Source organism: Desulfosporosinus nitroreducens, from assembly GCF_023897015.1.
In the GTDB taxonomy this organism is placed as follows: Bacteria; Bacillota; Desulfitobacteriia; order Desulfitobacteriales; family Desulfitobacteriaceae; genus Desulfosporosinus; species Desulfosporosinus nitroreducens.
In genome coordinates this window covers 1-11,974 of sequence record NZ_JAMHFY010000017.1, presented here as the reverse complement: position 1 = coordinate 11,974, position 11,974 = coordinate 1, and the positions used below count along the sequence as shown (strand labels likewise).

Annotated in this window: 9 protein-coding genes and 1 pseudogene; 7 read left to right on the top strand and 3 right to left on the bottom strand. The window is 40.0% G+C overall.

Translation table 11 applies throughout. The features are described from left to right. Positions 1-98 precede the first annotated feature (98 nt). From M8E35_RS17185 to M8E35_RS17175, 3 genes are read left to right on the top strand one after another with little or no spacing between them, the layout of a single operon-like run. The gene (locus M8E35_RS17185; protein ID WP_252470554.1) at positions 99-1,670 is read left to right on the top strand and encodes an ABC transporter ATP-binding protein; all 1,572 of its coding nucleotides are present in this window, start codon (positions 99-101) and stop codon (positions 1,668-1,670) included. Then, positions 1,636-2,763: an ABC transporter permease gene (locus M8E35_RS17180; protein WP_252470552.1), complete on the top strand. Its 1,128-nt coding sequence runs from the start codon at positions 1,636-1,638 to the stop codon at positions 2,761-2,763. Before M8E35_RS17185 ends, M8E35_RS17180 begins: the two co-directional genes overlap by 35 nt. A 3-nt stretch (positions 2,764-2,766) precedes the next feature. After that, a complete protein-coding gene (locus tag M8E35_RS17175; protein ID WP_252470550.1) occupies positions 2,767-3,732 on the top strand; it encodes an ABC transporter permease in 966 nt (321 codons plus the stop codon). A 217-nt stretch (positions 3,733-3,949) separates the two neighbouring features. Here the strand turns inward: M8E35_RS17175 and dsrJ are convergent. Both dsrJ and M8E35_RS17165 read right to left on the bottom strand, forming a co-directional pair. Then, positions 3,950-4,359, bottom strand: a pseudogene (gene dsrJ / locus M8E35_RS17170) (sulfate reduction electron transfer complex DsrMKJOP subunit DsrJ). A 331-nt stretch (positions 4,360-4,690) separates the two neighbouring features. Then, positions 4,691-6,373 (bottom strand): Na/Pi cotransporter family protein, encoded by a 1,683-nt coding sequence (locus tag M8E35_RS17165; RefSeq protein ID WP_252470548.1) that lies wholly within the window; start codon positions 6,371-6,373, stop codon positions 4,691-4,693. A 579-nt stretch (positions 6,374-6,952) separates the two neighbouring features. Here M8E35_RS17165 and M8E35_RS17160 point away from each other — a divergent pair. Continuing rightward, on the top strand, positions 6,953-7,315 hold the full coding sequence (locus M8E35_RS17160) for a four-helix bundle copper-binding protein (RefSeq protein WP_252470546.1): 363 nt from the start codon (positions 6,953-6,955) through the stop codon (positions 7,313-7,315). A 155-nt stretch (positions 7,316-7,470) separates the two neighbouring features. Here M8E35_RS17160 and M8E35_RS17155 read toward each other — a convergent pair whose 3' ends face one another. After that, complete coding sequence (locus tag M8E35_RS17155) at positions 7,471-8,724, bottom strand: DNA polymerase Y family protein (RefSeq protein WP_252470544.1); 1,254 nt, start codon at positions 8,722-8,724, stop codon at positions 7,471-7,473. Positions 8,725-9,142: 418 nt separating this feature from the next. Between M8E35_RS17155 and M8E35_RS17150 the strand changes: the two genes are divergently transcribed. From M8E35_RS17150 to M8E35_RS17140, 3 genes are all read left to right on the top strand, one after another. Next, a complete protein-coding gene (locus M8E35_RS17150; protein ID WP_252470542.1) occupies positions 9,143-9,493 on the top strand; it encodes a BlaI/MecI/CopY family transcriptional regulator in 351 nt (116 codons plus the stop codon). Positions 9,494-9,681: 188 nt separating this feature from the next. Beyond that, the gene (locus M8E35_RS17145; RefSeq protein ID WP_252470540.1) at positions 9,682-10,617 is read left to right on the top strand and encodes a hypothetical protein; all 936 of its coding nucleotides are present in this window, start codon (positions 9,682-9,684) and stop codon (positions 10,615-10,617) included. A gap of 108 nt (positions 10,618-10,725) precedes the next feature. Then, positions 10,726-11,634 carry a hypothetical protein gene (locus M8E35_RS17140; RefSeq protein ID WP_252470538.1) on the top strand — a complete coding sequence of 303 codons (909 nt, stop codon included), beginning with the start codon at positions 10,726-10,728 and terminating at the stop codon, positions 11,632-11,634. Positions 11,635-11,974: the final 340 nt, after the last annotated feature.

Sequence of the window (11,974 nt, the reverse complement as noted above, 5' to 3'; positions counted from 1 at the left end):
TGAGCCTTATGTAAGTAGAAGCCCTTTAAAAGGGAAAGGCAAACGCAAATGCCTTTCCCTTTTATGATATAACTTTTAAAAACAAAAAGAGGTTAATTATGGAAAACTATATTATTGAAATGCTCAATATAACTAAAGAATTTCCGGGCATTACAGCCAATGATGATATTACTTTATGTTTAAGAAAGGGCGAAATCCATGCCTTGTTAGGGGAAAACGGTGCAGGAAAATCGACACTTATGAGCGTTCTCTTTGGCTTATACCAGGCCGAAAAAGGGGAAATTAGGAAGAATGGTACGGTCGTTAAAATTAACAATCCCAATGACGCCAACGATTTGGGCATTGGCATGGTACATCAGCACTTTAAACTTATAGATATTTTTACCGTTCTTGAAAATATCATTCTAGGGGTTGAGCCAAATAAGATGGGCCTCTTGCAAAAGAAAGAAGCCCGGGAAAAGGTTATAAAACTTAGTGAACAGTACGGATTTGAAGTAAACCCCGATGCTTTAATTGAACAGATTTCAGTTGGAATGCAGCAACGTGTTGAGATCTTAAAAATGCTGTATCGTGAAAATGATATTCTGATTTTTGATGAACCAACTGCAGTTTTAACCCCACAGGAAATTGATGAGCTCATGGAAATAATGCGGGAATTTGCCAGAGAAGGTAAATCAATTTTGTTTATAACTCATAAATTGAATGAGATTATGGCTGTTGCCGATCGTTGCACTGTACTGCGCAAGGGTAAATTAATTGGTAACGTTGCAATAAAAGATACCACAAAGGAAGAACTTTCAAAAATGATGGTTGGACGAAATGTGAACTTCAAGGTGCATAAAAAAACTAAGGAACTCGGCGATGTTGTTCTATCTGTAAAGAATATTACAGTTTCCTCCAAGATTCATAGCAACAACGCTGTAAAAAACGTTAGTTTCGATGTACGAGCAGGTGAAATCCTTTGTCTTGCCGGTATCGACGGAAACGGACAAACTGAGTTTGTCTCGGCGCTTACAGGGCTTGAAAAAACAAGCAGTGGAATTATCACTCTTTGCGGCAGAGATATTACAAAGGCGACGATCCGTACTCGATCAATGTCAGGTATGAGCCACATTCCGGAGGATCGCCACAAATATGGTCTCGTACTTGATTATTCATTGGAAGAAAATCTGGTTCTGCAGCGTTATTGGCGGCCTGAGTTTCAGCATTTCGGATTTATTAAAAGCAATGCCGTGCGCTCATATGCCGAAAAGTTGATTAAGCAATATGAGGTTCGCAGCGGGCAAGGGCCGATTACTCCTATGCGAAGCATGTCGGGGGGCAACCAGCAAAAAGCAATTCTTGCTCGAGAAATTGACAAAGAACATGAACTGCTAATTGCAGTACAACCTACCCGGGGTCTTGATATTGGGGCTATCGAATACATACATAAACAGCTCGTCGCAAGACGTGATGCCGGAAAAGCGGTCTTGTTGATATCTCTCGAGCTGGAGGAGGTTATGAATTTAAGCGATAGAATTCTTGTAATGTATGAAGGCGAAATAGTTGGTGAGCTGGACGCCAAGACAACCACTGTTCAAGAACTTGGTCTGTACATGTCAGGTGCCAAACGCAGCACTGCAAAGGAGAATGAAAATGCAGGTTATTATCAAAAAAGCAGGAAAAAGTAAAGGCTTTTCGGCATTTACTGCAGCGCTGCTTGCTGTATTGCTGGGGCTTGTTTTTGGATATATCATTATGACTATCGCAAGCCCTGCCAACTCATTTTTAGGTTTCCAGATGCTCCTGATGGGTGGTTTCAAACGCATTGGGGATGTATTTTATTATGCAACTCCTATCTTAATGACAGGTCTGGCAGTAGGGTTTGCCTTTAAAATGGGCTTATTTAACATTGGAGCTTCGGGCCAGTATACAATGGGCATGTTCTTTGCCTTGTATGCAGGGTTTATGTGGAAGTTACCCGACAGTGTTCACTGGTTAGTCTGTGTTCTGGCCGGTATGTCCGGTGGAATGCTTTGGGGGTTAATCCCCGGTATATTTAAGGCATTGCTAAACGTTAATGAAGTTATTACCTCAATAATGTTCAACTATATCGGTATGTATCTGGTAGATATGCTTATTCAAGGAAACGCAACGATGTATATTTCCTCGAAAACCAGAACTTCATATCTCCCTGCGTCGGCACAAATGCCCTCTCTTGGAATCACTAATTCCAGTGTAAATATTTCTATTTTCATTGCTATTATTGCGGCACTAATATTATTTGTTGTTCTAAATAAAACTACCTTTGGTTATGAACTAAAAGCAACGGGCTTTAACAAATATGCCAGCGCCTACGCCGGTATGCACGGGAAACGCAATATCATCCTAACGATGGTAATCGCAGGTGCCATGGCAGGACTTGGAGGAGCATTTGCTATTTTAGCACCATCGACCATTGCTGGAAGCAGTATGACCTATGAGCCGGTAAGCGTAATTGCTGCGAACGGGTTTAATGGTATAGCCGTAGCCCTCCTGGGCAACTCCAGCCCTATCGGAATTATTTTTTCTGCACTTTTTGTCTCTCACATTCAGCGCGGTGGCACACTAGCAAGTCTCTACGGCTATAAACAGGAGATCATAGATGTTGTGATTGCGGTTATTATATATTTTTCAGCCTTTGCTATGCTTATGAATGCTATGGTTGGCAACCTTATCAAAAAGCTTTTCAGCAAAAACCAATCGAAAGAAATTTTGCCTGCTGACCCAAAGGAGGAGGCGTAAACTATGGATACCTTTTATTATCTGATTCAGAATACGCTTCCAGTTGCTATCCCTCTGCTTTTAGTGGCCTTAGGCGGTATGTTCAGTGAACGCAGTGGAGTCATCAATATTGCCCTGGAGGGTATCATGCTGTTCGGGGCATTTTTTGGCTGCCTTTTTGTTTACTTTGTGCAGAGTACCTCCATGGACGCACAGGGAATATTGCTCCTGGGTATGCTCGTTGCAGGAACTGGGGGATTTTTATATTCGTTGTTGTTATCCCTTGCTGCTGTTACTATGAAGGCAGACCAGACCATTACCGGTACGGCACTGAATATGTTAGTTCCCGCAGCAATTCTATTGTTTTCAAAAATGTTCTTCAACAGTGACGGTATCACCACAAACAAGAACTTTTATATTAAAGAAGTGCCTGCCCTAAGCGAGATACCAGTACTAGGCAAGTTATTTTTTCAAAATACGTATATTACTGTGTACATTGGCATTATGTTGCTTGTCATATCTGCAATCGTATTTTACAAAACAAGGTTTGGTCTGCGCCTTCGCGCCTGTGGCGAACATCCTCATGCCGCCGACTCGGTTGGAATAAATGTCTATTTCATGCGCTATGCTGGTGTGAGCCTTTCTGGGATCCTAGGAGGTATTGGCGGATTCTTCTATGCAGTGGGTGTTATGAATGGGAACACTAACGGTCATACAGGTGTTGCAGGATTCGGCTTTCTGGCACTTGCTGTTATGATATTCGGACAATGGAAGCCTTTTAAGATTCTACTCGCAGCGTTATTCTTCGCATTTCTTCGCACTGTGGCCTATTCAATTGCCTTGATCCCCTTCTTAGATGCTTTAAACATCAATCAAACCTATTACAAAATGCTGCCTTATGTGGCAACTATGGTTGTTCTCGCATTTACATCTAAAAAATCAAGGGCTCCTAAAGCTGAGGGCATAGCGTATGATAAGGGTCTTAGATAATAAGACCCCATTTTTCGGCACCATAACTAAACTCCATCCTACGATGCGAATGTATTCGTCTGTGGATATGCCCCTTCGGCATAAGTCTATCCTCAGCGCAATTGTATACGTTACGGATCGTGAGCTTTCGGCGATAATCTCCACTGGAGACTTACGTCACCAAAGTCTCGATGTTAAGCTTTAGTCGAACGAGTTCACTGTCCACCTTTTCTACAGTTCAATCGGGATGAGGGTCTGGTAGCAAGTGACAATCCCAACAATTCGGCTTTACAGCAGCGTAGTTATGGCACGAAACACAGAATTGATCAGACGTTTTTACTCCCGAATTATAATGACAGTTCAAGCAAGTTTGAAAACTAAGACTGTATGCTTTCCCTTTACTATTTACATACTCCGTTTTGCCCTCACGCACACCTTCATCTCTCCATTGGTATAGAAGTTTCATGTGATTAGCTTTCATGAATTCCGTTGACTCGATACACTCCTTAACCTCTAGTTGCCTGATCGCTGGAGTATCCAAATTTATTAAAGGCGCCTTGTTGGATTTCCCAAATTATAGAAGAAAGGTATGCTCAGTAAAGCCACAACGATAATAAGCCCCGCAACTATTTTCCCGCCCTTGAACATTATCCAATACCTCCTTTTGCGGTAACTTGGCCCATGACTCTTATTTTTCAATGAACCCAAGACTACATCTCAATGCCATTCACTTCAACATATTATCTCTATTTGTAGTTTATTATGTAGAGGAGTTGGTCCAAACATCAATCGATTGAATGATGTTTCCTATGTATCAATGTTTTGTTTCACAAAAAAACACCCTCCCTAAGTAGACTTGTTCTACCATGGGAGGGTCCTTTTGTGGTGGGTCAGGGATTTATATCTCAGTTCAGTTTCGATACGTCCCCTTTTTGGTTCAATTAAATTTGGGGTAGCAACCCTTTAGTAGTGAAATATTTTAGTTTTTCCTGTGTAAAAGAGTGTACTTTGCAATATTTACAGAGTGATCGCCAATACGTTCTAGATTACTAATGATATTGAGGAAGGTGGCACCGTAACTTCCATTACAAGTCCCTTGACTGAGACGTTCTATATGCCCCTTACGCAAACTGATTTCTAAATCGTCAATAATATCATCATATTTGAGTACTTTTTCAGATAAAGCAATATCATCAGTTTTTAATACTTCTAAGGACATCCTGAAAATCTCTTGGACTTTCTCAAACATATTCATAAGATCACTATTGGCTTCTTCTGAGAATTTAACTTTTGATTCGATAGCATAATCAGCAAGTTCCACAAGATTAGTGGCGTGGTCCCCTACTCGTTCTATGTCACCAATCACTTGGAGAATCCGATAACTCTGGTTCGATTGCTCAGATGTGAGCATTTTACCGGATGTAATGTTTAAAACGTAGTCTGTGATCTCGTTTTCAAGCTTATCGATCCCAGCTTCAAATTGACCTGTTAAGTGTTTATTGTGTGGGTTATGCTCAAAAAAGTAGTCTTTTGAATTCTCATATGCTTCACCCGCCATCCTGCCCATCCGCAAGGCCTCACGGCTAGCATTGGCTAGAGCCATAGAAGGGTTACCAAATAAACGAGGTTCTAAATATTTAGGATTTGCATTGATGATGACTACTTCTTCTTCCTCTTTGCCGGGAACAAGTTTATTAACAAATATCGCTAGAAGTCCGATAAAAGGCAATTGAATAACCGTATTTAAAAGATTGAAGACACCATGAGTTTGAGCAATTTGAAGTTTTATTCCCAGTGTATCCCAAGTTCCTTCAAACCCAGGAATCAGGATATATATATAGTTGGTTAATAAAATGACAAGTTTGGGGAAAATACCCACTAGGAAGAGCGGTAAAAAGATGGCTGTACCGATTAAATTAAAGATTAAATGAGTTGCGGCTGCTCTTCTGGCCATGACCGAAGCTCCAATTCCAGCCAGGATTGCCGTGATGGTCGTCCCAATATTATCTCCAAATAGAATGGGTACTGCTTGAGAGTAAGTAATAACTCCTTGATTCGCAAGCTCCTGCAAGACACCAATGGTTGCACTACTACTCTGAACAACAAGAGTGAAGATCGTTCCGACAAGTACCCCAAGCAGAGGATTATTTTCGACATCGGTCATCAAACCAATAAAGAAGGGGGAACTTCGCAGGGGATTTAAACCATCGCCCATAATGTCCATTCCATAAAAGAGAAGACCAAATCCTAGAAGTATTTGTCCAAGATAGTTTATTCGCTTTGTTTTAAAGAAGAACAGAAGGAAAACCCCAAGTGCAATGATCGGTAAGGCATAGTGTTCAAGTTTAAAACCAATGAGGTAAGCCGTAAGCGTCGTTCCGATATTAGCACCCATAATAATTCCGATGGATTGTCTAAGTGTCAACAATCCTGCATTAACGAGTCCGATTGCTAGGACAGTTGTACCGCTACTGCTTTGGATCAAAGCAGTGACAATTGCGCCCGTAAAAACACCACGAAGAGGCGTTTTAGTCCCTTTTTCCAGGATAACCCTTAACCGATCTCCGGCTACGGCTTGTAAGCCTTCTGACATTGACTTAATACCAAAAAGGAAAAGTCCCAGTCCTCCGAAAAAACTAAATAGTACAATGGTTAAATCCATCTCTTCCAACCTTTCCTTCTTTTATATCTGGACCTTCGCTTTCATTTGCCCCAAATTTCACTGCCTCCGACTCAATAATCTTCGTTTTTGCTACCACAGACTCTAAATAATGTTGGTTTTAGCTTTGACAATGGTATAAATGCTTCAACTCGCTCTCATCCTTAGAAAGATTATCATATTCGCTTGTACATCTCAATGTTAATTTTAAACTGTTGGGCTTGTATTCCACTCAAATCGTATGTTAGGTATATCATCCATCTGCCGATATCCTGTGCGGATGAAAACCCCGTTCAGCTCATAACATATTGTTTCGACATTTTAGGTACTCTTTCCTGCTGATCAAAAAATTACACTTTCGTTTGGCTGCTGTCAATTCAAACCCACTGGTAATGATGTTTAGCGGAATTGGTCTTGCCTATTTCCTTTTACTCATTGACTGTCCCCTGGGATTTTTCTTGCTGCATATAATATGAAAAATTCGCATAAAACCACTTAAATTACCTCCCTCGTGAATTAAAGAATAAAAATTGCCGTAAACAAGATACTAGTAAGGAAATTTAGAATTGGAGGGAAGTTCATATGCCTATTGTTACCAATGCGACAGCAGAGATGCAAGCTTGTATTGACGCTTGCAACGCCTGTATGGAAGCTTGCCAAGAATGCTATACTGCCTGCTTAAATGAACCAGATGTACAAGCAAGAACGCACTGCATTCAGGTACTTCGTGATTGTGCAGATATCTGTTCCATGGCATCACAGTATATGTCTAGAAGTAGCGAATTTGCTCAGCAACTATGTAATCTTTGCGCAACAATCTGTGATACTTGTGCCACTGAATGCGCTATGTTCAAGGATACTCACTGCCAAAAATGTGCTGACATGTGCCGAAAGTGCGCAGATGAATGTCGTAAGATGGCTAGTAAAGCTTTGGCTGCTAAATAACACTAAAGTAAAGGAGGAAGGTCTTTCAGCCTACCTCCTTTTAAATTTGCAAAGTTTAAACCGGTTTTACGATTCTCATTTCGTCATCAAGAAGTATAACCTTTTTTTGTCCGGCTTGTTCAATAACATGTGTTTCCAATTAAACTTACAATACACTATAACACTGAAGACATCATGGGGTATTCTTCATCATCAACAGTTCCTCCAGACCGGAATCGTACTCCACTATTCAGAAACGATGAACGAAAAACTGCATCCGGTCCAAACCGTTCTCGAATTGAATCGACCGTACGATCAACTGCCCTTTGTTTTTCGTAATCTCTCTCGAAAAGAGAAAGTTGCATAAAATCATTTCTGGATAGTTCAGAAACACGTACTCCAAGATGCCGAATCGGCTCTCCTTTCCACAATTCGTCAAAGAGTTCGCAAGCTACCTCGTGAATAGCATTTGTGCAATCTATGGCGGAGGCAATCTTTCGTTGGTGAGAGCAAGAATAGAATTCATTCGTCTTTATGGAAACTGACACTAAACGTGTGCAGTATTCTGCTTGACGTAATCTTGCTGCAACAGTTTCAGTCAGAGAAAGCAACACTAAATGGGCAGTTGTCGCTTCTTCCACATCAAAAGGAATTGTCGTTGAGTTGCCGATTCCTTTTATCATTGTTCTGCGATTTTCTCTAACGGGCGATATATCGTTTCCGTTTGCATAGTTCCATACTAAGACCCCATGGCTCTTTAAAAAAAGCTTAATCATCTTTAGATCTGCTTGTGCTAAATCTCCAATAGTATTAATGGATCTACTCCGCAACTTTTTCGCAGTCGCTCTCCCAACCATGAACAGTTCATCAATGGGAAGACACCACATTTTATCCGCAATCTCATGTGGGAAAATAGTATGTACTTTATCTGGTTTTTTAAGCTCACTAGCCATCTTGGCTAAGATTTTATTGGAAGAGATCCCGATATTTACGGTAAACCCAAGTTCCTCTTTGATACGTTTTTTGATTTTATAAGCTGCTTCAACGGGGTCATAATAGATCCTTCCCATATTTGTGAAATCTAAAAAATACTCATCTATAGAATACTGTTCAACCAGAGGCGAATATTCTCGAAGAATATCACCAAAAGCACGACTGCATTGCATGTATAAGCCATAATTAGGTGGTACTATAATCAACTCAGGACACTTCGCCTTGGCAGTGTAGATTGTTTCACCTGTCTGTATATTATATTTTTTTGCTGGAATCGATTTGGTCAAAACAATTCCATGACGTGTTTCAGGATTCCCCCCTACAACAGATGGGACAGTCCTCAAGTCGAGGGTTTCTCCATGTTGAATTCTGTGAACAGCCTCCCAGGAAAGATAAGCTGAATTCACATCTATATGAAAGATAATTCTGTTACCCATTGTCTCCACCTTCCTCGGGAACATATGTTCTCATTTTACTAAAACTTAGGTTCGTAGTAAAGGGAATTGATTAGGAAAATTATAACAAAGCTTTCCATCTCCGATGGAAAGCTTTGTTATAATTTGAGATCACTCCCTCTCTGGCAACCCAGGTGCTCGGAGTTCCAGCCCTATAAGAATTAGCATAGTAATTCTTTGTTTTATAGTTGCTCCGTCACACAGTATTATATACACAGAAAAACTACCTCACTGGAGATAGTCATGATGGATTATGAAACATTGGTGGTACTAGATAGAGAGCATATAGACCTTATGATTGCGATATTATGATTATTATGACAGATAAATACTCTTTACACCCCCAGACTATTAGAGTAGTATATAAATTATACTACTCCAATAGTCTGGGGGTGTAATTTTGGAAACAATAAAATTTTTTGACAGTGAACTTAAAATTAGGGACATTGTGTGGGATAAGGAGCCTGTATTGGCAAAGGAAATTACCCTTATCGCTGCCGAAACAATCGGATGGAATAAGAATAGAACTTATACGATTATCAAAAAACTTATCGAAAAAAATGCCATTGAACGGACTGAACCGAACTTTATCTGCACTTCACTTGTCAAAAAAGAAGATGTACGGAAGGCTGAAACCAAAAGCCTTATCGACAAGCTTTATAACGGCTCAAAAAAGGCCTTTTTCGCCTCATTCATTGAAAATGATATTTCTGATGATGAGTTTTATCGTCACTTTGCTTTGCTGCATTAGTAATGGTAATTGCCGTAATCATCATCACGAATGCGACGGTTTAGGAAGTGCTGTTTTGAGTACTTAAAAGCAATCTGTGAAGACAGTAAAAACATCCCCGTGGGACAAAGCAACTATCGGAATGGCTACGCTAAAACATCGACTTTGGTAAAAGAATGGTTAAAACTATACGATGAAAGGGTTGCATTATGAAATATAAAAACTTCTATTTAATGTCGCTGCTTGCGGTTATTTTAGCATCTGTTTATCCGATATACATGGGTTTTGTAACGCTGAGTAGCTATTTGCAAAATGGTTCTATTGATGTGACTGAATATCCCAAATATATCATACCCTACACACCGATCTGTATTGCGTTAATTATGTCTATCGCACTCATGCCGCTAATCTTTAAGCTATTCGAAGGGTACACTCTGCCTGTCGTTTCATTTTTAGGAACTGTAATATTCTTTGCTTCCGAATTCGGGTTTGAACAGATCAAAGTGATTGAGGGATATGTGGAAATGCCGCTTGAATCGTGGCAATTAAGCTTGTGTATTACTACTCCGGAGGTTCTCCGCTCCATCGGCGAACCCATCTATGCAGCGAACAATCCTGCTTTCAAAATTCACTTTTACCTTATTGCTATTGTCATCATACTTGCTGTACTGAATGTGATAAATGGTTTTTCAAAAATGCTCAGAGAGCAGGACTTCTGTAAAAAGCGTCCGCTGATTGCTCAAGCTGTTTCTGTTGTGCTTTTTATCGGTCTTTGTATACTCGCTTGTTTTACCGCTTTTTACAGAAACGGAACCATCAATATTTCAACCTTATCAGCGATACTAATGTCTGTATTCTTCATCGTGTTCGGCATTACTGCCGGTATTTATTGTGGCTCGATATTTTATGGAAAAAGCAACTTGTTATCGAAGATTATACCTGCTATGACTGCCTCGGTAACAACGCTCATCATGTATATCGGTGAGCTGGTGTTGATGGATGGGGTGCTTTTCAAATATGGCAACGGCTTTTTCTTTGAACCTATAGAGGGAATTCCGTTCTCCGCAGCCGATATTGTTATTATTCTAGTTTCCGGTGTGATCGCATATATCGTTATGCGACTTCTTAACCATTCAAATTCCTAAGACGATTACGGAAAACAGGGTAGAATGGAATATTTTACGCTTATTCCTCCTTGGTTTATTGTGCTACTATGTAAACAAACTATCTAATAATGAATCAAGGGAGTACATATGACAGCTAAACATCTAGGTTACAACAAGAAAATTTCTCTAGTTTTCATCATAGTTACCGCTTTATTGATAAGCGGTATTGTTGTTTATACTGGAATGTTTGGGGCAGAAACAACATCAAAGGAAACTGCCCTAGTTAAGAATCAAAATGAGTTAAGTGACGAGGTTACATCGGTTGAGGCATCCATTGATACCAACGAAGGAACAGAACAGGAAACGACTGAGGTGATTGAACCGATAGCGAAACCAGTCATTGTTCAGCCTAAACCAACTATGCAAGAGAGTCCATTACCTTTTAACCAATTAGTCTTGGCACAAATCAAGACTTATAACAAGGGAAGCTACCCGTATTTGTTAAACAATGACTACGCTAACTATAATGGTGTGACATCGAACCTCTATTATCAGGAAAAGTTGCTATTAAAAGCTCATCCCAATGGAACCCGAGCCAGTCATTGCGTGGGTATAACTTTTGAAGTTTTTTTTAATGCCATGAAAGAATGGAATCAACAACAAGGGTATGCTGGAGACACCATTAAAGATCTAAGCTATGAGCAGTTCTATGATTTCATCCTTAAATGGTATGTCGCTGGGCCAAAAACAGAGAATAATCTGGTTATCGCTTTGGAAAAGTATCAACTGGGTAAAAGACTCACTAATTTCGAAGAGGCAAGGCCCGGTGACTTTATCGACTTTTCGAGAGAAAACCAGACGGGGCATACAGTCGTGTTGATTGATTGGGTCAGAGTTAATGGCAAGATTGTGGGACTACGGTACTGGTCAAGCCAGGAGTCCACGAACGGGATCGGTTATAAGACAGAGTATTTTAATATTCTGCGCAGTGATGGCACCAAATACGGAACGATTATGAAAGATAAAATACATATTGGCAGGGTAGTTCCATTATAGAAAACCACTAGAGTTTGGCCACCATCATTTGCACTAGGTTTTTAGTTGTATATTTATTCAGCCTGCCGTTTCACATTTTGAAGTAAGGAAATTCTGTTTACTTAACAATTCCTTTGGCATTTATCAAGTCCACTTTAGTCTTCCATTCAACTATGCGCTAAAATAATCTTTATTGGCACAGTTGAATGTTGTAACGTTTATATATATAATTATCGATAATATTTTTACTTCGAATAATTGCTATGTTGAATCTATCAACTGATTGTGAATGGTAAACTAAAGCATACACATTTACGTCAATGAAAGCATACAGGTTTCTGCCACAAAGCATACAACTTTT

Bases quoted from the DNA above. Each gene is read 5' to 3' on its own strand.
- M8E35_RS17140 (WP_252470538.1), top strand. From the start codon at position 10,726: ATGACAGCTAAACATCTAGGTTACAACAAGAAAATTTCTCTAGTTTTC.
- M8E35_RS17180 (WP_252470552.1), top strand. From the start codon at position 1,636: ATGCAGGTTATTATCAAAAAAGCAGGAAAAAGTAAAGGCTTTTCGGCA.
- M8E35_RS17175 (WP_252470550.1), top strand. From the start codon at position 2,767: ATGGATACCTTTTATTATCTGATTCAGAATACGCTTCCAGTTGCTATC.
- M8E35_RS17145 (WP_252470540.1), top strand. From the start codon at position 9,682: ATGAAATATAAAAACTTCTATTTAATGTCGCTGCTTGCGGTTATTTTA.
- M8E35_RS17185 (WP_252470554.1), top strand. From the start codon at position 99: ATGGAAAACTATATTATTGAAATGCTCAATATAACTAAAGAATTTCCG.
- M8E35_RS17160 (WP_252470546.1), top strand. From the start codon at position 6,953: ATGCCTATTGTTACCAATGCGACAGCAGAGATGCAAGCTTGTATTGAC.
- M8E35_RS17165 (WP_252470548.1), bottom strand. From the start codon at position 6,373: ATGGATTTAACCATTGTACTATTTAGTTTTTTCGGAGGACTGGGACTT.
- M8E35_RS17155 (WP_252470544.1), bottom strand. From the start codon at position 8,724: ATGGGTAACAGAATTATCTTTCATATAGATGTGAATTCAGCTTATCTT.